The sequence below is a fragment of the Streptomyces sp. CB01635 genome (assembly GCF_002803065.1).
GTDB lineage: Bacteria > Actinomycetota > Actinomycetes > Streptomycetales > Streptomycetaceae > Streptomyces.
Genome location: NZ_NNBL01000001.1, coordinates 176,875 through 194,645 on the forward strand (window position 1 = coordinate 176,875; position 17,771 = coordinate 194,645).

Here is a 17,771-nt window from a genome sequence, read left to right on the forward strand (position 1 = left end):
CGTACTAATGGTGCAGCATGTGCGCGAGGAGGGGCCCTACGCGATCGGTGAGGCACTGGTGGCGGCCGGGCTGCGGCTGCGGGTGTGCCGGGTGTGGGCGGGGGATCCGCTGCCGGAGAGCCTGGCCAGGGTCGAGGCGCTGGTGGTGACGGGCGGGCCCCTGGCCGCTCACAGCGATGCCGGGTTCCCTGCGCGTCGTGCCGAACTGGCCCTGCTGCGCGAGGCGTTGGCCGCCGAGGTGCCGGTGCTCGGGGTAGGTCTGGGGGCCCGGCTTCTCGCCGTTGCGGCGGGCGGCGCGGCCCGTACGGGTGCGGGCTCGCAGCTGAGGTGGGGTGAGGTACGCACCGGCCCGGCGGCCGACCGGGATCCGCTGTTCGCGGGTGCGCCCGAGCGGCTGCGCGTGCCGCACCGGCACGGCGGGACCATGGAACTTCCCGACGGCGCGGCGCTGTTGGCCTCCTGCGAGCGGAATCCGGTGCAGGCGTTCCGGGTGGGCGGCTCGGCGTGGGGGCTGCAGTTTCACCTGGAAGTGGACGAGGTCCCCGTGGACGCCTTCGTGACTGCATGCCCGGAAGAGGCCGCCACCGCTCCCGGCATCCGCGATGCCGCGTCGGGTGAACCGGCCGAGCCGGCCGCGTACCGGGACCTGGTGTTCGGGCGGTTCGCGGCGCTGGTGGCCGCGCGCGCCGCACACACCGCCACCCGTACGTTCTTCACGCCCAGGGCCGATGCCTGGGAGGCGCGCTTCGCCGCCGACGGGCCGAGGTACGCGGCGGCCGTCGCCCGCATGGGACTTCTCCCCGGTCAGACGGCCCTGGACCTGGGCTGCGGCAGCGGACGCGCCCTGCCTGCACTGCGTGCCGGGGTGGGTGACAAAGGGAAGGTGTTCGGGGTGGACGTCACCTCGGCCATGCTCACGGCAGCCGCCCGGGAGGGGCGCGCCGGTCCGGCCTGCCTGCTGGTCGCCGACTGCCACCGCCTGCCGTTGCCGCCGGGCGCGACCCACGGCATCTTCAGTGCCGGGCTGCTCGACCATCTCCCCGCCCCACCCGTGGCCCTGCGGGAATGGGCCCGCGTCACCGCCTCCGGCGGCACGCTTCTCCTCTTCCACCCCTCCGGCCGCGCCGAACGCGCAGCCCGCCACGGCCGTCCTCTGAGCCCCGACGACCCGCTGGGCGAGCCGAATCTGAGGCCCATGCTGGACGGCAACGGCTGGCAACTCGTCTGCTACGAGGACAAGTCCGAGTACTTCCTGGCCCGTGCCGTCCGCGTCGCCGACGAGGTGCACAGCTGAGCGCAACACCCGACCGGAGGGGATTCATGCACACCGAACTCGACCGCGCCGCACGCCTGTTGGACGCCCAGGCCAAGGCCGCCGAGCTCTTCGCCGAGATCGAGGCGAGGAAGCTGGTCGCGCCGAGGGAGGGGGAGCGGGCCGTCAGCGACCGGATCCGCGACCTCGCGAACGAACTGTTCGGGCCCACGCGCCACTGGCACAAGCGCATCGTGCGCTCCGGCCCGAACACCCTCCACCCGTACAAGGAGAACCCCCCCGGACCGGATCATCGGCCACGACGACATCGCCTTCGCCGACTTCGGGCCGATCTTCGAGGAGTGGGAAGCCGACTTCGGCCGCACCTTCGTCCTCGGTGACGACCCCGACAAGCTCCGGCTGCGCGACGACCTGCCCGAGGTCTTCGCCGCCGGACGCCGCGCCTTCGAGGCCGACCCGGACATCACCGGCGCCGCGCTCCACGCCGAGGTCGCCCGGCCGGCCGCCACGCGCGGCTGGGAACTGGGCGGCTGGCACGCCGGTCACCCGGTGGGTGAGTTCCCGCACGAGAAGATCGACGGCGCCGACATCGAGTCGTACATCGCACCCGGGAACGCCACCCGGCTCCGGCGCCCCGACCGGGCCGGACGCGACTGCCACTGGATCCTGGAGATCCATCTGATCGACCGCGAGCGCGGCTTCGGCGGCTTCCACGAGGAGCTTCTCGACCTGGGATGACCGTATGCAGGCCGTTGTGTACGCCGTTCAGGCGCTGTCACTCGTGCGACGGCCTTCTCCTGTCGACATCTCTTAGCGGTACCCGTGTTCACCGTCCGACGGACGGATCCGTGCATGGGCCGGGCTCCTGCCGGACATCGGCGTGCCCCGCACACCACTTGGAGACACGATGTCCATGCGTCACCGCCGACCGCACGCGGCCCTGATCGGCGCCGCCCTGTGTCTGGTCACCACCCTCGCCGGATGCTCGGACTCGGGCGACGGGTCCTCCTCCAGCAGCACCCCGCCCGCGTCCGCTTCCGTTTCGGTGTCCTCCGCGCCGTCCGCCTCCGCGAGTGTCTCCGCCCCTGCCCCGGCGTCCCCCTCGTCCTCCGAGAGCGGAAAGGGCGAAGTGAAGGTCACCATCAAGAACTTCGCCTTCCATCCGGCCACGTTCGAGGTCAGCCCCGGCACGAAGATCACCGTCACGAACGAGGACTCGGCCACGCACACGCTGACCGCCGACGACAAGTCCTTCGACACCGGCGACCTCGCGCAGGGGAAGTCGGCGACCATCACCGCGCCGTCCAAGCCGGGCTCGTACTCCTACGTCTGCACCATCCACCCGAACATGAAGGGCACTCTCACCGTCCGCTGATGTCGGCGCACCCCGCACGCCCTCGTCACCGGGAGGCCCCCGCCATGTCCCATGAACCGACCGACCCCCCGTCCCCCCGCCCCGCGCGGCGGCCATGGCGCGCGGCGGCCCGCATCCTCGCCGCCGCCGGGCTCGCCGTCAACGCGTACGTGCACGCGGACCTCGCCTCCCGCTACGACCCCGTCAGCGCCACGATCAGCCAGGGCTCCCTCTTCAGGATCGAGACCGCGCTCGCCGCGCTCGCCGCCGTGCTCGTCCTGTTCTGGCGCCGGTCCCTCGGTGACGTCTTCGCCTGGCTCACCGCGGCCGGCGGGCTCGCGGCCCTGCTCGTCTACCGCTACGTCGACGTCGGCGCATTCGGACCGCTGCCCAACATGTACGAACCCGTCTGGTACGCGGAGAAGGACCTCGTGGTGATCTCGCAGGTCCTGACCGTCGTGGCGATGACCGTGCTCCTCGTCGGACGGGGTCGCGAACGGCTCCTGACCCGGCGGTCGGCTTCCGGTCACTGAGTGATATCTGTTCCGGCGAGTGCAGAAATCGAGGGCGGGAGGCTGAAGTTTTTCGCGGCGGCAGGGCTGGGAAATTGGAGTTCTGCGGGATTTCGGGGTGGCATGCTACTGTTGGATTTAGTTGCAGTTGTGGTTCCCAAAACTTCGAGTGCCTCCGCCGGATATTCCTTTCCGGCGGGAGCGCTTCTGTGTTTCCGGTGTCTTTCCGGGCGGGGCGATGATCGCGGCGACAGGAGTCCGCACAGTGCGGGCTCCGGGCACTGCCCCGAAGGAGATATGACATGGCTACTGGCACCGTGAAGTGGTTCAACGCGGAAAAGGGTTTCGGCTTCATCGAGCAGGACGGTGGCGGCCCCGACGTCTTCGCCCACTACTCGAACATCGCCGCCCAGGGCTTTCGTGAGCTGCAGGAAGGCCAGAAGGTGAGCTTCGACATCGGTCAGGGCCAGAAGGGCCCGACGGCCGAGAACATCGTTCCCGCCTGACGTCGTCGCTGACGCGTAGCCGTAGCTGGGGCCCGCACCTTGGGGTGCGGGCCCCAGCTCGTTGCTTTTCCGGGTGCCGTTCATCTTTTTGGCATCCAATTATTCGGCTCGTTCCTGCGATTCCCTGTGCTGTTCAAATGTCGCGGGAATTCCTTGACGCGTGCCGTGCATTTTCGTGCCGCGTCCAGGAAGGTTTTGCCGATCATGAAACGTATGTATGGGGCAGGTCGAGAGAGTCGAGCCGGGCGAACGGGCCGGAGTGTGGTTTCCGGGGAGTTCGCGTTGCCGAAGACCGTACGGCCGGGCCTCCCCGCCGTCGCTTCCTTCGGGGAGCTCGCTCTGCCGGACGAGCTCCTGCGGATGCTCGCCAGCCTCGGCATGAACGAGCCGTTCCCCATCCAGGCGGCGACCCTGCCCAACTCCCTCGCCGGGCGTGACGTGCTCGGCCGCGGCCGTACCGGGTCCGGCAAGACCCTCGCGTTCGGGCTCGCACTCCTCGCCCGTACCGCCGGGCGACGCGCCGAGCCCCGCAGTCCGCTCGCCCTGGTCCTCGTCCCCACCCGTGAACTCGCCCAGCAGGTCACCGAGGCACTCACCCCGTACGCGCGGTCGCTGAAGCTGCGGACGGCGACCGTCGTGGGCGGCATGTCCATCGGACGTCAGGCCGGAGCGCTGCGAGGGGGCGTCGAGATCGTCGTCGCCACCCCGGGGCGGCTCAAGGACCTCATCGACCGAGGCGACTGCCGGCTCGACGAGGTGGCAGTCACCGTGCTCGACGAGGCCGACCAGATGGCCGACATGGGCTTCATGCCCCAGGTCACGGCCCTGCTCGACCAGGTACGCCGGGAGGGGCAGCGCATGCTCTTCTCCGCCACGCTCGACCGCAACGTCGACCTCCTCGTGCGCCGCTACCTGCACGACCCCGTGGTCCACTCCGTCGACCCGTCGGCCGGCGCGGTGACGACGATGGAACATCACGTCCTGCACGTGCACCCCGTCGACAAGCACGCGGCCACCACCGAGATCGCCGCCCGCGACGGCCGGGTCATCATGTTCCTCGACACCAAGCACGCGGTGGACCGGCTGACCCGGGACCTGCTCGCCGTCGGTGTGCGCGCCGCCGCCCTGCACGGCGGCAAGTCCCAGCCGCAGCGCACCCGCACCCTGGCCCAGTTCAAGAGCGGCCACGTCACCGTCCTGGTCGCGACCAACGTCGCCGCCCGCGGCATCCACGTCGACAGCCTCGACCTCGTCGTCAACGTCGACCCGCCCGCCGACCACAAGGACTACCTGCACCGCGGCGGCCGTACGGCCCGTGCCGGTGAGTCCGGCAGCGTCGTCACCCTGGTCATGCCCAACCAGCGCCGCGACATGAGCCGGCTGATGCGCGACGCCGGGATCACCCCGCAGATCGCCCAAGTCCGCTCGGGCGAAGCCGAGTTGAGCCGCATCACCGGGGCGCGGGCGCCGTCCGGTGTGCCGGTCGTCATCACCGCGCCGGTGGCGGAGCGCCCTCGGCGCAGCGGGTCGAGCACCCGTGGCCGCCGCAGCCGTTCCGCCGAGGCCCGGCGCGCCGCCGGTCCCTGGCGCGCCGCCGACCAGCCGCGTACGGGGCAGGGCTCGGGAGCCTTCCGGCAGTCCGCGTCCCCGGTCGCCACGGCGTCCTGACCTGTTACGCCACGGCCCCTTGTCCCATTCCGTCATCCCGTAGGAGGCACTTTGACACTGGTCGAGACACATCCGCGCGAGACGGCCCGCCCCCCTTCGGGGGCCGTGTCCCTGAGGCCGTCGGGACCTCGCGTCTGGGCCGACATGACCGTCGAGGTCGCCCTGTCCGTCCTCGACAGTTCCCGTGCCGGCCGGCTTCTCCTCTGCGACGAGGACGGCCGCTGCACCGGTACGGTCAGCCGCGCCGAGCTGAGCGCCGCGCGCGACGGCGCCCGCTACACCGATCGCACCCAGCTGCGGGACATCGTCCACAGCTCCGGACCGTCCTTCTCCCTGTGAGGCCCTCATGCGCTGTGTCATCGCCAGATTCCCCTTCGACCTGTTCAGCAGTGACGTGCTGGACGCGATGAAGGGCGTCAAACCCGAACCCGTCACCGGCGACTCCGTGCTCATCGGGCGGCGCCGCTACCCCGTCAAGCAGGTCGGGGCCGTCATCACCCGGCAGGACCGGCGCGACTTCACCTCCGGTGAGGTGGTCAGGGCACTGACCGCGCTCGGCTTCACCTGTACCGAGGTCTCCGCGGGCGGCTCCACCGGGCCTGAACTCACCCCGCTCCAGGCCGCGTCGGCGCTGATGGGCCTGCCGGCCTCCGCGTAGACACGCCACCGCCGGCCGCCGAGGCCGGGCGGCCGAGGGCCCCGACCTGAGAACCGGTCGGGGCCCTCGGCGTGCGCGCCGCCTCGGTGGCCGGCGCGGTCTTGGGGACGCATGGTGTTCAATTTGCCCGGGGCACGGCCGCCACGACGGCGCCCGGGCCCCTCCATGCGCCCCTCGACGAGGTGAAATGACAGCAGAAGGACCGCTCGGCCGTCTCGACGACGACGACTATCCCGCCTTCACGATGGGACGGGCCGCCGAGATGATCGGCACCACGCCCGCGTTCCTGCGGGCCATCGGCGAAGCGCGCCTGATCACTCCGCTGCGGTCGGCCGGCGGACACCGCCGCTACTCCCGCTATCAGCTGCGTATCGCGGCACGTGCCCGCGAGCTCGTCGACCGGGGCACCCCCGTCGAGGCCGCCTGCCGCATCATCATCCTCGAGGACCAGCTCGAGGAGGCCCTGCGCATCAACGAGGAGTTCCGCCGCGCGGCGGCCGGACCGGAAGCCGGGGCCGAGGGCCGATAGGCCCCACCCGAAGACCCCGCCCCTCAGGCAACTCCCTGCCATGCAGCTTCCTGGCGTGGCCGGATGCGGACAGTGGGGGTGGCGCGGTGATTATCTCTAGGCACGCAGTCGGAACGGCCGCAACGGACCGGACCGGCGCAGGTCAACGCATCGAACGTACGCCGCACCGTACTCGCGAATGGAGACCTCCCATGTCCCGTGCCACCACCCGCTGTACCGTCCTCGCCGCCGCCGTCCTCGGCGGGATCCTGTGGGCCGTGCCCGCGCAGGCCCTCCCCTCGGGGGCGGCCGGTGACGCGCCGAAGGCCACCCCCTCCTCCGCGGACGACTTCGTGTGGCCGACCCCGCCGGCCAGGCCCCTCGACTTCGTGTGGCCGACCCTGCCGCAGCACCTCCCCGGCATACCCGCCTCGCCCGACGACTTCGTCTGGCCCGTCACCCCTCAGCGGTGAGCCCGATGCGGACGACGACGCCCCGTCAGATCCACTCCCTGCGCGTGGCCTGCACGCCGGCCTCGAAGCGGCTCGACGCACCGAGGCGCTCCATCAGCTCGGCCATGATGCGTCGCTCGGTGCGCACCCCGATACCGAGCGCACGGGCCACGGCCTCGTCGGTGAGACCCGTGGCGAGGAGCTGGAGGAGCTTGCGCTCCTGCGGGGTCAGCCCGCCGGGCAGGGCGTCGCCGGGCCGGTCGAGGGGGCAGGCGTGCTCCCAGTACGCCTCGAACAGGGCCCGCATCGCGAGGACCACCGGCTGGCTGCTGAACAGCAGCGCGGACGGCTGGGCCTGACCCGGCAGACCGGCCACGATCGCCGCGGTGTTGTCGACGATGAGCAGCCGCATCGGCAGCGTCGGCGAGGTCCGGATCTCGCTGTGCCGCTCCGCCATCCACTGCGCGTGCGCCTTGGTGACTCGGTCGTTGGCGACGCTGTCGAGGTAGATCGACCGGAAGCGCACCCCCCGCGCGAGCGCCCGCTCGTTGAGGGGCCGGCCGGCCTCGATCGACTCCTGGGTCAGGGCGTTGACCGGGTGGAACGCGAGGGACTCGCGCACGCAGGACTCGGCGAGCGCCTCCAGACGGATACGGATGTCGTCGACGTTGTCGAGGTGTTCCGTGCCGTCCAGGGTGTTCGACCAGCCGGACGCCGTGTACTCGGCGGCGAGCGCGGCCAGCGCGGCGCGGTTCTGCTCGATGCGCTGCTGGCGCCAGGCCAGTTCGTTCTGCTCCCGCTGGAGGAGGACCTTCAGGCCGAGCGACGGGTTCACCGCCCGCAGCCGGCCCGGGGAGTCCGTCGAAGGTGCGAGGAGGGAGAGCTCGGACAGCCTGTCCAGGGCCGCCTCCACCGCCTCCGGTGTGCAGTCGAGCAAAGCGGCGAGGCGCTTCGGATCGTGTTCCTTGTGGAACAGAATCGCGCGGTAGACGCCGAGAGTCTGCTGATCCAGTGACGAGACTTCGTCCACGTGGTGTTTCCCCCTTGAACCACGGTTGAACGTTTATTCAGCGCCAAGCAAAGGCGCCGGAACTCCACTTCATCAGGGCGCGCCGCATTCCCGGCGACGCGCACGTTTCAACCTGTCCACAGATTCCGCACGTTACCTGCTCATCGTATTCCGCGAACAGGGAGTCCTCGTGTCCCACGCAGCGTCCTACGCACCCCCGCCGCTCGACGGCTGCGTCGTCCTCGTCGTCGACGCCACCACCGGCACCGGACGGGTCGTCACCGCACGGCTCTGCGCCGCCGGGGCCGCCGTCGCCGTCGTCGGCGCGGGCCATCGGGGACGCGGGGACGACGCGGCCACCAACGCCGCCTTCCTGTGCAAGGAGCTGGCCGACATCGGTCTCGTGGCGCTGCCCTACCAGGTGGACGCCGAGGACACGGAGGCGGTGCTCGCGCTGCCGGCGCAGATAGCCGCTGACATCGGTCCGCTCACGGCCGCCGTCGTGATCGTCCCGGCCGAGGACGCTCCGTACGGCCTCGCGGACACGTTCCGCGCGGTGTCGGCCGCCGTCGTGGCGGGCCTGCCCGCCCACGCCGTGCACATCGAGATCGACCAGGAGGCCCGGGCCGAGGAGCTGGCCAGGTCGGTGGTCCACCGGCTGCTCGACACCACCGGTTCCGATGCCGATGCCGATTTCGAGTCCGAGTCCAGTACATCGATACGGGGGTAGAGAGATGTCCGTACGCGTGGTCGTAGCCGGTGATCACCAGCTGGTCCTCGAAGCGTTCGCCGAGACGCTCAACGGCACGAACGGCCTGGACGTCGTGGGGCTCGCCACGACCTACGAGGCCGTGCTGCCCGCCGTCGAGCGGCACCGGCCGACCGTGCTGCTGCTCGGGGAGCCCACCATGGGCGGCAAGGCGCTGCGCGCCGCGACGGATGTGCGCTCCCGGCATCCCAAGTGCGGGGTCGCTCTCATGGTCGGCGCGGCCACCCCCGCGGTGGTCGACCGCGCCGTCGCCGCCGGCGCTCTCGGCATCGTCCCCAAGAACGCGCGCCTCCCGCAGCTGATCACGACGCTCATGGGTGTCGCGGGCGGCTGTCTCACCGTCGACCCGGCACTGATGCGGCCGCCCACCGCCGGTGAATCGGCGCTCAGCGTAAGGGAGATGGACGTGCTGCGCCTCACGGCCGGCGGCGCCACGGTGAAGGAGATCGCGGGCGAGCTGTATCTCGCCGCGGGCACCGTACGGAACCTCACCTCGGCGGCCATCAAGAAGCTCGGCGGCCGCAACCGGTTCGACGCGGCGCGCATCGCGAGTGAGCACGGATGGCTGTGAGACCGGGGCGGCCCGGGGCCTCACGCGCGCCGGCCCCGGCACGGGGTGTGCCGGGGCGGGGCGTCCTGGTGCGCGGCGTACGGGCGCTGCTCACGCGCGTACGGGCGCTGCTACTTCTCCAGGCAGAACTCGTTGATCGGGTAGCCGACATGGCGGTCGGCCGTGGGCAGGTGGCCCAGGATGGTGTCGCCCGGCTTGAGTTCGGTGCTGTTGAGGACCGAGGCACCGGGGCCGAGGACGCGGACGTGCCAGTCGTCCTGGAGGATCAGGTTGACCGTCTGGCCGTTGGGCGCGACCGCGTCGATGGAGATCAGCGGACGCGTCTCGATCTTCACCCGGCCGACGCTGACCGGCCGTGTACGGCCCTTCACGTCGACCGCCAACACCGAGCTGCCCGCGTGCAGTTCGCTCAGGTAGTGGGTGCGCCCGTGCTGCGCCACGGTGTACGAGTGCAGCGCGCCGGCGTTGACCCGGAAGGGCCGCGTCGGCATGTACGGCAGCGGGTGGGTCTCGCTGACGCACAGCACCATGCCCTTGGAGTGCGAACCGACGAGGATGCCCTCGTCCTTGCGGAAGTGGGTCGTCGTGTCGACACAGGCACGCTCGCCCATCCCGATGTGCGTGGCGCCGGTGACCGTCAGTTCGACCAGCGGGATCTCCCCGCCGCGCGAGGTCGCCGCGGTGCGCAGGGCGGTGGCGTCGCCCACGGTGCGGCCGCGCATCAGGACGCCGTCCGAGCCCAGTTCGAGCACGCCGTAGACGATCTCGGCCTCCTCGTTGTCGGCCGCGGTCGTGACGATGGAGCCCGGGGCCCCGGTGGCCGCCGCGATGACGATCTCCAGCGGGATCTTCGTCGGGTCGCGGAAGTCGAGGACGCTCCACGCCTCCAGACGCGCCGCCAGGCAGGCGTCCTCCAGGGTGTCGGCGTCGACGATCTCGACGTAGCGGCCGAACTCGACGTCGGGGTGCGCCGCGACGAGCGGGGCCCGCTCGTCCTTGCCGCCGGGCACGATCACCAGGTCGGCCTCGCCGAGGTCGGCGGGGACGGAGGCGGCTCCGTCCTCGAACAGGAGGATCTTGCGGACGGTCGGGGGCAGGCCGGTGAAGGCGGCCGGGTCGGCGGCGACGACGCCGTCGATCCGCTGGTGGACGGCCTCTTCGAGGATGGCGGCGGTGGCGGTGCCGGCGTCGCGGATGTCAAGCCAGCACAGTTTGGCGTCCGTCATGATGCGGACCTCCTGTCAGATCGTGGGAGAGCGGGGCGGTGGTCGGTGCGTCGAGGTGGTCCGGGGTGAGCCGGGCGTCGCTGTCCGTCTCGGCGGACGCGGTGAAGGGGCCCGGCCCGAAGTGCTGTTCGGGGAAGTGGTGGACGAGCCGGGCGACCTTGGCGGCGAGTCTGCGCGGGTCGGCGGCCTGGAAGATGTTGCGGCCCATCGCCACGCCGCCCGCGCCGCCGGCCAGGGCGTCCCGCACGTACGCGAGGACGTCCTCCTCGTCGGCGAGGGCGGGGCCGCCCGCGACGAGCACCGGCACCGGGCACGCCGCCGTCAGGTCGAGCATCTCCGCGGTGGAGCCGAGGAAGACGGTCTTGACCAGGTCGGCGCCCAGGTCGGCGGCGATCGTCACGGCGTGCGCGACGAGCTCCGGGTCCCGGGGGTCGGTGATCCGCGGGCCGCGCGGGTACACCATGGCGAGCAGCGGCAGGTTCCAGCGGTCGCAGGCGTCGGCGATCCGGCCGAGGTCGCCGATCTGCTGCCGCTCGTCGTCGGAGCCGAGGTTGACGTGGACGCTGACCGCGTCCGCGCCCAGGCGCAGGGCCTCCTCGACGCCGGCGACGACGTACTTGGCGTTGGGGTCGAGCGCCTGGCTGGTGCTCGCGTTGAGGTGGATGATCAGGGACATCGCGGCGAACCGCTCCGGACTGATGTGCCGCACACTGCCCTTGTGCACGACGACGGCGTCCGAACCGCCGGCCGCGAGGCGGCCCGCGAGATGGTCGAGTGACATGCCCTTGGACACCACGGGACCGTCACTGATCGAATGGTCGAGAGGGGTGATCATCAGGCCGGCCGTGCTGTGGCGGTAGAGCCGCCGCAGCCGCAGCGACCGGGCGAAGTGGCCGAATGCGGTCATGAGACGCCCTTTCTGGTTCGCGGGATGGCGTGATCGGGCGGGGCGCCCGTGCCGCGTACGCGGACGGGGCCGTCCCGCGCGGTGGCTCCGCGCGGGGAGCTGGTGGCGGGCGCCGGCGCGGCGGCGGAGGCTTTCGGACCGGAGCGTTCGGGTGTGGACGACACCCGGCGCAGATACGCGCGGTCCGGCTTGCCCGACGGGGTCAGCGGCAGCTGCGGCCAGACGGAGATCCGGACCGGGGTGTGCTCCGGAGTCAGCGTCGCGGCCACGTATCCACGCAGGTCGCACGAGGTGCGGGCGGCGCCCGAGTGCAGTTCGACGGCGGCGTGCACCTGCTCCACGTAGTCGTCGTCGCGCACGCCGAACACCGTGGCCTGGCGTACCTGCGGATGCTGGAGGAGCGCGCCCTCGATCGCCGTGGGGTCCAGCTTCAGACCGCCGTGCTTGATCACGTCGCCGACGCGTCCGTCGAGCCGCAGATAGCCGTACCGGTCCCAGTGCCCGAGGTCACCCGTGCGCAGCCAGCCGTCCCTGAGGGTGGCGCCGGTCAGCTCGTCGTCGTCCAGGTAACCGGCCGTCACCGTGGGGGAGTTGACCCACAGCTCGCCCGTGACGCCCCGCTCGACCTGCGGCCCGCCGCCGGGTGTCCTGATCTCCAGGCGCACCCACGGGAAGGGCCTGCCGACCGAGCCGAGCAGTTCCGGCTCCCGGTGGTCGAGCGGGTTGAGGCTGCTGATCCCGCCGGCCTCCGTGGTGCCGTACACCTGGATGAGGACGTCCCCGAAGAGGCGGACGGCCCGCTCCACGCGGCCCGGGGCGGCCGGGGTGCCGCTGTACGTGATGCGGCGCAGCGCGGACAGATCGGTCGCGTCGATGCCCGGGTGGTCGAGCAGCCGGTAGAGGTGCGGGACCGCCAAGTACACGTCGGTGACGTGCTGTTGGGCGAAGGAGCGCAGTACGTCGTCGGGGTCGAAGCCGTCGTGGAGCACTACCGTGCCGCCGCCCGACAGGACGGCGTCGGCCATCGGCGCCGTTGTGTGGCTGATCGGTGTGACGGACAGGAGCGTCGCGGGTCCCCGGGGATCGAGGCCATGGGCGAGGCGGTCGACGAGCTCCTCACGGGTGCCGAACTGCTGCGCGACCATCTTGGGCCGGCCCGTGCTGCCGCTGGTGAAGTCGACGACGGCGAGCGCGTCGGGCCGCGGCGGCGGCAGCCGACCCGGATCGAGGGCCCGGGCGGGAGCCCCGCGAGGGATCGGCAGCACGGTGAGCCCCGGCAGCCGGTGCGCGAGCCAGCGCCCGCGCTCGGCGCTCTCCTCGTCCACCAGCAGAAGCAACGCGCCGAGATCCCGCAGGAGCTGGGTCTGCGTGCCGAGTGAGAACGTCTCCGTGTCGGTCCTCGGGTTCATCGACCGTACGTAGACGGAGGTGGCCCCCAGGAGGTGCACGGCGTACCGGGCGCTGAGCATCAGCGGATGGTTCGGCCCGGTCAGGACGGCCACGGTGTCGCCCCGGCCGACCCCCCGGTCGTACAGCAGGGCCGTGGTGCCGTGGACGGAGTCGCTCAGCTCACCGGCGGCGACGGTGCCGTCCGGCCGGTGCAGGACCGCGCGGGACGGATCCCGTTCCAGCGCGTCGAGAATGCGGCGGACGTACGGGCTTGATCGTGCGGTCATGTTCCCCCCTTTCTCCAGCAATTCGGTGTGCGGAATGGGCAGTTCAAGAGATCTTCATTTGCGCCATCATTCCCATGGCGCTGTGGTCGATCATGTGGCAGTGATAGGGATAGACGCCCTTGTGCGTGTCGAAGGTGAGCTGGAGTCTGGCCGTCTGCCCCGGAAAGAGCAGCACGGTGTCCTTGAGGCCGGCCTCCGCCGGATAGACCGGCTGCCCGTCGCGTTCGAGAATGCGGAACTGCACCAGATGCGTATGGAAGTTGTGCGGAATCGTGGTGCTGGTGTTCGTGACCGTCCAGACCTCGGTGTCGCCCCATTTGATGTTCGTGTCGATGCGGCCGGCGTCGAAGGTCTTTCCGTTGATGTAGGCCTTGTCGCCGGTGCCGGGCTCGTCCATCCGCAGCTCGAAGCTGCGCTCGACGGTCGGCTTCGGCAGGGCGGGCAGGGTGGTGAGGACGTCGGGCACGCGGCTGGTGTCGGGTGCCTTCTCGCCGACGTCGAACCGCATGATCTGGCCGACGAGTTCGGTCGGTCCCGGGCCCAGCATGTTCTGGAGCGTGAGCTGGGTGCCGGGCGCGTACTTGGAGAAGTCGACGACGAAGTCGACGCGTTCACCGGGGGACAGGACGAGGACCGGGGTGGCGGCGGGTGCCGGGAGCAGGCCGCCGTCCGACCCGATCTGGGTGACCTGGCTGCCGTCGTTCAGGCAGAGGATGAAGATGCGCAGGTTGCATGAATTGAGCATCCGGAAGCGGTACTTGCGCGCCTCGACCCTCATGTACGGCCACGGGGCGCCGTTGACCAGGATGGTCGTCCGGTGCTCCGCGTCGTCCATCGTGTAGACCATCTGGCCGGCCGCGTCGAACTGCGCGTCACGCAGGATCAGCGGTACCTCGTAGCGGCCGGACGGCAGGCCGAGCGCGTCCTCCGCCTTGTCGCCGAGCAGATAGAGACCGGAAAGGCCCCGGTAGACATGCTCGGACTCCATGTGGTGGGCGTGGTCGTGCGTCCACAGCGTGGCGCCGACCTGGTCGTTGGCGTACACGTACGTCCTGGAGCGGCCCGGCGCGATCGTGTCCGTCATGCCGCCGTCGTGCTCCACGGGGTTGCTGCCGCCGTGCAGATGGACGGAGGTCGGCATGTCCAGGGCGTTGATCTGTCGGACCACCGCGGTGCGCCCCTTGCGGGCCCGGATGGTGGGGCCGGGGAACGTGCCGTTGTAGGTGAGGACGTCCGTGCGGGTGCCGGGCAGGATCTCGTGGCTGGTGCGGCTCATGGTGACCGCGTAGTAGTCGGCGGTGCTCGTTCTCCGGTACGGGGCGAGGACCTTGGGCACGGGGAGCGGGACCGCGAACGGCGTGACGGCCGGGGCGCCGGCCGCCGTTGCCGCGTTCGCGGATCCGCCCGACGTCAGTGTCTGGAAGAGCCCTCCCGCGGCGCCCACCGCGCCGACGGCACCGGTGGTGAGACCGAGGCGTATTGCATGACGACGTGTAAGCACGGCGGGGATTCCTTAACTGAGGTCGCTCGGCCGAACTTGTCCGGCCGGATGGTGAATTCGTCTTCCGAGCATGCGGACAGGGGCGCGGAATTCCGAGAGTTCGACGCGTCGCGGTGACGGGTGTCATGGCCGTCGATGGTGTACGTCACCGATTTCACGGGAGACAGGGGGAGCGCTTCCCGTTCGGCGTGACAGTGATTTCCGGAGTACGCCCTCAACAGCCGCCTCAACAGCACGCGGCCCTGGGCAAGTCGCCTCAAGGGAACCGGAGATCAGCATGCAGACCGAGAAGACGGCGGAATCGCCGCCGCGCACCGCGCCCGCGTTCCGCGCCGACGTCCGGGTCCTCTTCGACGGGGAGTCGGCGACCCTCGCGGGCCCGGCCACCTCGCTCACCCTGCGACCGGTGCGCGGCGGCATCCGCACCGCGCTCGGCCGCCTCGCCGAAGGGCCGCGCCCCATGGGCGAGTTGCTGGACGGGCTGCGGGCCGCCGAGGCCGTCCAGGTGGAACGGCTCCTCGACCGCGCGGGCCATCTGGTCGCGCGCAGCGTCCTCACCCGGGGCGGACCCGCCGACCGCAGGGAGCTCCTGCGGGTCGAGCCCACCGCGCGTGACGCCGAGCACCGGATCGCCGTGGTGGCGCCGGGCACGACCGTGCGCCTCTCCCGGTTCGCGTTCTGCCGTACCCGCGAGGGCGTACTGGTCCTGGAGTCGCCGCTCGTCAAGTTCCGCGCGGTGCTCGTGGACCGCGCGGCCCGCGAGCTGGTCGCCGCCCTGGGCGAACCCGTGGCGGCCGGCGCGCTCGGCACCGGCCTGGGCGAGGACGACGCCCTCGACGCGCTCGCCCACCTCGTGGGCGCCGGCTTCGTCGAACTCGCCGACCAGGAAGGCGCGTTCGCCTCCGACACGGAGCCGACACTGCGGCAGTGGGACTTCCACGACCTGCTGTTCCACTCCCGCATCCGCTCCGGGCGCTACGACGACGTGTTCGGCGCCGTCTACCCGTACCGCGGCGAGATCGACCCCCAGCCCGCCGTGAAGCCCGCCCCGGACGGACCGGCCGTGGACCTGTACCGGCCCACGCGCGAGGAGATCGCCGGGCGCGACCCCTCCCTCACCACCGCCCTGGAGACGCGCCGCTCCATCCGCTCGTACGGAGAGGGGGAGTTGACGGCCGAGCAGCTGGGCGAGTTCCTCTACCGGGTCGCCCGCGTGCGCGCCCACTACACCCCCGAGGACGGCAGCGGACGCGACGAGGTCGTCTCCCGTCCCTATCCCAGCGGCGGCCAGGGCTACGAACTCGAGCTGTACGTGACCGTGCGGCGCTGCGCGGGGCTCGACGCCGGCATCTACTACTACGACCCCGTGGCACACCGCCTCGTCCTCGTCAACGACGCGGAGACGGACCGGGAGTCCCTCTTCCATGTGGCGTCACGCGCCACCGGGATGGAGGCGCGCCCCGATGTGCTCATCACCGTCACGGCGCGCTTCCAGCGCATGGCGTGGAAGTACCGCGCCATCGCCTACGCGACGACGCTGCGGCACACCGGTGTGCTCTACCAGACCATGTACCTGGTGGCGACGGCCCTCGGTCTCGCCCCGTGCGGCCTGGGCAACGGCGACGCCGACATGTCGGCCCGTGTCCTCGGCCTCGACTATCTGAAGGAGTCGTCCGTCGGCGACTTCCTGCTGGGCAGCCGCAGCCCCGACGACTCCGTGGCCGGCGATCCCGAGGCGGGCTGGGCCATGCTCAACAGCCCGGAATGGTCGCTGCCGGTCAATTCCCCCGTGATAAATGTCAGCGAGGGGGCGCAAAGGCTGGCCACCGAATGACCGGCCGAGCATTATTAATTGCGCAGCCACCGGTTGCGGAAAGAAAAAAGACCCCCGGAAATCTCCGGGAAGGTCGTTCCGGGGAATCCCCGAGAACTCGTGAACTCACGAAAGGAATTCATCACATGAGCATCAACGACATCAAGAACGGCGACGACGCGGAGAAGGCGTTCGACAGCTTCGACGTCGACGAGCTGGAGACCCTTGAGGTCGCGCAGGGCGTGGCCCTTCCCGAGATGGGCGCCTCCAGCGGTTCGATCGGCACCTCGTCGTCCTCGTCCAGCACCTGCTCCGCCTGCTGACTTCCCCTCACCCACCGCTCGTCCACCCCGCGAAGCCACTTCGCGGAACACCGGAAGGAATTCACCACATGAGCATCAACGACATCAAGAACGGCGACGACGCGGAGAAGGCGTTCGACAGCTTCGACGTCGACGAGCTGGAGACCCTTGAGGTCGCGCAGGGTGTCGCGCTCCCCGAGATGGGCGCCTCCAGCGGTTCGATCGGCACCTCGTCGTCCTCGTCCAGCACCTGCTCCGCCTGCTGATCCACCGTTCCAAAGGATGCGCCCATCCAGCCGGGAGCTGGATGGGTACATCCTTGTGTGGGGACCTTTCGCGGGGCCTTCCGCGGGAACTTCGAGGTGCGGCCGCTTCCGCCTCAGCCGCGCACGGCGACGTGGAACGACGAGGCCCACAGCACCAGTGCGGCGCCGAGGCCGACCACCACACGCACGGTCTCCATGGTCGTGCCGGCCGCCGCCACCACCAGGCCGGCCACCGCGACCGCCGTCAGGAAGGCGGCCGTCCACTTGTACTGCCACTGGTCGAAGAGGCGGGCGAGCGGGAAGAAGTGCAGGCCCACGACCAGGCAGATACCGGGCGGGATCAGCTCGGGGTGGCCGCTCGCGTTCGACGCGGCGATGACCACGAAGATCGCCACCAGCTCGGCCATGTTCACCATGCCGACCCCGCGGTTCCACTTCTCCGGGAGCCGCACCATGCGCGAGGCCGGTCCGGCCCCGCCGCGGAAGGCCAGGACCACCGCTACGACGGTCACCGCGGCGGCGAGCACGCCGACCGTCACCGAAACCCCCACGGCACTTATGCCGGAGCCGCCCGCAAAAGCCCACACCAGGGCAAAAACCGCGAGGACGATGGCCCCGCGGCGGCGCAGGTTCTGCGTGAGTGCCAGGCACTCCGTGTCCGTAGTCATGGCCGGAGGGTACAGCGATCTTGGCGCCTGACTGGCCGTTTTCGGCCAACCCGTCCGTGACCCGGCGGGCGCCGGTGTCACGAAAGCGGTGACGTATGTAAGCGGCCGCCCCGCATTCCCTTTCCGGGCACA

At 70.9% G+C, this 17,771-nt stretch carries 20 protein-coding genes and 1 pseudogene; 15 read left to right on the plus strand and 6 right to left on the minus strand.

All coding sequences use genetic code 11. The features are described from left to right. The first annotated feature begins 19 nt into the window (after positions 1-19). The 10 genes and pseudogenes from CG723_RS00755 to CG723_RS00800 all read left to right on the plus strand — a co-directional run bounded on the left by CG723_RS00755 (position 20) and on the right by CG723_RS00800 (position 6,952). Positions 20-1,294, plus strand: a complete 1,275-nt coding sequence (locus tag CG723_RS00755) for a methyltransferase domain-containing protein (RefSeq protein WP_234374069.1) — start codon at positions 20-22, stop codon at positions 1,292-1,294. 26 nt (positions 1,295-1,320) lie between these two features. Next, a pseudogene (locus CG723_RS00760) lies at positions 1,321-2,011 on the plus strand (M24 family metallopeptidase). A 169-nt stretch (positions 2,012-2,180) separates the two neighbouring features. Further along, on the plus strand, positions 2,181-2,648 hold the full coding sequence (locus CG723_RS00765; RefSeq protein WP_234374070.1) for a cupredoxin domain-containing protein: 468 nt from the start codon (positions 2,181-2,183) through the stop codon (positions 2,646-2,648). A gap of 44 nt (positions 2,649-2,692) precedes the next feature. Beyond that, entirely contained in the window at positions 2,693-3,160 is a 468-nt protein-coding gene (locus CG723_RS00770; protein WP_100591189.1) for a hypothetical protein, read from the plus strand. Positions 3,161-3,441: 281 nt separating this feature from the next. Then, a complete protein-coding gene (locus tag CG723_RS00775; protein WP_100591190.1) occupies positions 3,442-3,645 on the plus strand; it encodes a cold-shock protein in 204 nt (67 codons plus the stop codon). A gap of 213 nt (positions 3,646-3,858) precedes the next feature. After that, positions 3,859-5,313 carry a DEAD/DEAH box helicase gene (locus tag CG723_RS00780; RefSeq protein WP_234374119.1) on the plus strand — a complete coding sequence of 485 codons (1,455 nt, stop codon included), beginning with the start codon at positions 3,859-3,861 and terminating at the stop codon, positions 5,311-5,313. 144 nt (positions 5,314-5,457) lie between these two features. Further along, the gene (locus CG723_RS00785; protein ID WP_234374072.1) at positions 5,458-5,652 is read left to right on the plus strand and encodes a hypothetical protein; all 195 of its coding nucleotides are present in this window, start codon (positions 5,458-5,460) and stop codon (positions 5,650-5,652) included. 7 nt (positions 5,653-5,659) lie between these two features. Next, positions 5,660-5,971 carry an SCO5918 family protein gene (locus tag CG723_RS00790; protein WP_100591192.1) on the plus strand — a complete coding sequence of 104 codons (312 nt, stop codon included), beginning with the start codon at positions 5,660-5,662 and terminating at the stop codon, positions 5,969-5,971. Between the two features lie 187 nt (positions 5,972-6,158). Next, entirely contained in the window at positions 6,159-6,500 is a 342-nt protein-coding gene (locus tag CG723_RS00795; RefSeq protein WP_100591193.1) for a MerR family transcriptional regulator, read from the plus strand. A gap of 191 nt (positions 6,501-6,691) precedes the next feature. Next, a complete protein-coding gene (locus tag CG723_RS00800; protein ID WP_100591194.1) occupies positions 6,692-6,952 on the plus strand; it encodes a hypothetical protein in 261 nt (86 codons plus the stop codon). 25 nt (positions 6,953-6,977) lie between these two features. Here the strand turns inward: CG723_RS00800 and CG723_RS00805 are convergent, their stop codons facing one another. Next, positions 6,978-7,961, minus strand: coding sequence for a helix-turn-helix transcriptional regulator (locus CG723_RS00805; protein WP_100591195.1), 984 nt, complete (start codon positions 7,959-7,961; stop codon positions 6,978-6,980). A gap of 169 nt (positions 7,962-8,130) precedes the next feature. Here CG723_RS00805 and CG723_RS00810 point away from each other — a divergent pair, with 169 nt between their 5' ends. Beyond that, positions 8,131-8,670 carry a hypothetical protein gene (locus tag CG723_RS00810; protein ID WP_199841617.1) on the plus strand — a complete coding sequence of 180 codons (540 nt, stop codon included), beginning with the start codon at positions 8,131-8,133 and terminating at the stop codon, positions 8,668-8,670. A gap of 4 nt (positions 8,671-8,674) precedes the next feature. Next, positions 8,675-9,280: a response regulator transcription factor gene (locus CG723_RS00815; RefSeq protein ID WP_100591196.1), complete on the plus strand. Its 606-nt coding sequence runs from the start codon at positions 8,675-8,677 to the stop codon at positions 9,278-9,280. 110 nt (positions 9,281-9,390) lie between these two features. On the opposite strand, the gene CG723_RS00820 is transcribed toward CG723_RS00815, so the two are convergent. The 4 genes from CG723_RS00820 to CG723_RS00835 are packed head-to-tail and all read right to left on the minus strand — an operon-like array spanning position 9,391 to position 14,590. Continuing rightward, positions 9,391-10,506, minus strand: coding sequence for a 3-dehydroquinate synthase II (locus CG723_RS00820; protein WP_100591197.1), 1,116 nt, complete (start codon positions 10,504-10,506; stop codon positions 9,391-9,393). Continuing rightward, the gene (locus tag CG723_RS00825) at positions 10,478-11,413 is read right to left on the minus strand and encodes a 2-amino-3,7-dideoxy-D-threo-hept-6-ulosonate synthase (RefSeq protein WP_100591198.1); all 936 of its coding nucleotides are present in this window, start codon (positions 11,411-11,413) and stop codon (positions 10,478-10,480) included. The genes CG723_RS00820 and CG723_RS00825 overlap by 29 nt, the downstream gene beginning before the upstream one ends. Beyond that, the gene (locus CG723_RS00830) at positions 11,410-13,089 is read right to left on the minus strand and encodes a class I adenylate-forming enzyme family protein (protein ID WP_100591199.1); all 1,680 of its coding nucleotides are present in this window, start codon (positions 13,087-13,089) and stop codon (positions 11,410-11,412) included. The genes CG723_RS00825 and CG723_RS00830 overlap by 4 nt, the downstream gene beginning before the upstream one ends. A gap of 43 nt (positions 13,090-13,132) precedes the next feature. Next, positions 13,133-14,590, minus strand: a complete 1,458-nt coding sequence (locus CG723_RS00835) for a multicopper oxidase family protein (RefSeq protein ID WP_100591200.1) — start codon at positions 14,588-14,590, stop codon at positions 13,133-13,135. A 277-nt stretch (positions 14,591-14,867) separates the two neighbouring features. Here CG723_RS00835 and CG723_RS00840 point away from each other — a divergent pair, with 277 nt between their 5' ends. From CG723_RS00840 to CG723_RS00850, 3 genes are all read left to right on the plus strand, one after another. Further along, the gene (locus CG723_RS00840) at positions 14,868-16,424 is read left to right on the plus strand and encodes a SagB/ThcOx family dehydrogenase (protein WP_100591201.1); all 1,557 of its coding nucleotides are present in this window, start codon (positions 14,868-14,870) and stop codon (positions 16,422-16,424) included. Positions 16,425-16,549: 125 nt separating this feature from the next. After that, on the plus strand, positions 16,550-16,726 hold the full coding sequence (locus tag CG723_RS00845) for a thiazolylpeptide-type bacteriocin (protein WP_100591202.1): 177 nt from the start codon (positions 16,550-16,552) through the stop codon (positions 16,724-16,726). A gap of 68 nt (positions 16,727-16,794) precedes the next feature. Next, positions 16,795-16,971: a thiazolylpeptide-type bacteriocin gene (locus CG723_RS00850; protein WP_100591202.1), complete on the plus strand. Its 177-nt coding sequence runs from the start codon at positions 16,795-16,797 to the stop codon at positions 16,969-16,971. A 113-nt stretch (positions 16,972-17,084) separates the two neighbouring features. Here CG723_RS00850 and CG723_RS00855 read toward each other — a convergent pair whose 3' ends face one another. Beyond that, positions 17,085-17,639, minus strand: a complete 555-nt coding sequence (locus CG723_RS00855) for a hypothetical protein (RefSeq protein ID WP_100591203.1) — start codon at positions 17,637-17,639, stop codon at positions 17,085-17,087. Positions 17,640-17,771 lie beyond the last annotated feature (132 nt).

Coding starts and splice junctions, on each gene's coding strand:
- CG723_RS00850 (WP_100591202.1), top strand. CDS start 16,795: ATGAGCATCAACGACATCAAGAACGGCGACGACGCGGAGAAGGCGTTC.
- CG723_RS00830 (WP_100591199.1), bottom strand. CDS start 13,089: ATGACCGCACGATCAAGCCCGTACGTCCGCCGCATTCTCGACGCGCTG.
- CG723_RS00825 (WP_100591198.1), bottom strand. CDS start 11,413: ATGACCGCATTCGGCCACTTCGCCCGGTCGCTGCGGCTGCGGCGGCTC.
- CG723_RS00795 (WP_100591193.1), top strand. CDS start 6,159: ATGACAGCAGAAGGACCGCTCGGCCGTCTCGACGACGACGACTATCCC.
- CG723_RS00840 (WP_100591201.1), top strand. CDS start 14,868: ATGCAGACCGAGAAGACGGCGGAATCGCCGCCGCGCACCGCGCCCGCG.
- CG723_RS00765 (WP_234374070.1), top strand. CDS start 2,181: ATGTCCATGCGTCACCGCCGACCGCACGCGGCCCTGATCGGCGCCGCC.
- CG723_RS00780 (WP_234374119.1), top strand. CDS start 3,859: ATGTATGGGGCAGGTCGAGAGAGTCGAGCCGGGCGAACGGGCCGGAGT.
- CG723_RS00790 (WP_100591192.1), top strand. CDS start 5,660: ATGCGCTGTGTCATCGCCAGATTCCCCTTCGACCTGTTCAGCAGTGAC.
- CG723_RS00785 (WP_234374072.1), top strand. CDS start 5,458: ATGACCGTCGAGGTCGCCCTGTCCGTCCTCGACAGTTCCCGTGCCGGC.
- CG723_RS00770 (WP_100591189.1), top strand. CDS start 2,693: ATGTCCCATGAACCGACCGACCCCCCGTCCCCCCGCCCCGCGCGGCGG.
- CG723_RS00800 (WP_100591194.1), top strand. CDS start 6,692: ATGTCCCGTGCCACCACCCGCTGTACCGTCCTCGCCGCCGCCGTCCTC.
- CG723_RS00815 (WP_100591196.1), top strand. CDS start 8,675: ATGTCCGTACGCGTGGTCGTAGCCGGTGATCACCAGCTGGTCCTCGAA.
- CG723_RS00820 (WP_100591197.1), bottom strand. CDS start 10,506: ATGACGGACGCCAAACTGTGCTGGCTTGACATCCGCGACGCCGGCACC.
- CG723_RS00855 (WP_100591203.1), bottom strand. CDS start 17,639: ATGACTACGGACACGGAGTGCCTGGCACTCACGCAGAACCTGCGCCGC.
- CG723_RS00775 (WP_100591190.1), top strand. CDS start 3,442: ATGGCTACTGGCACCGTGAAGTGGTTCAACGCGGAAAAGGGTTTCGGC.
- CG723_RS00845 (WP_100591202.1), top strand. CDS start 16,550: ATGAGCATCAACGACATCAAGAACGGCGACGACGCGGAGAAGGCGTTC.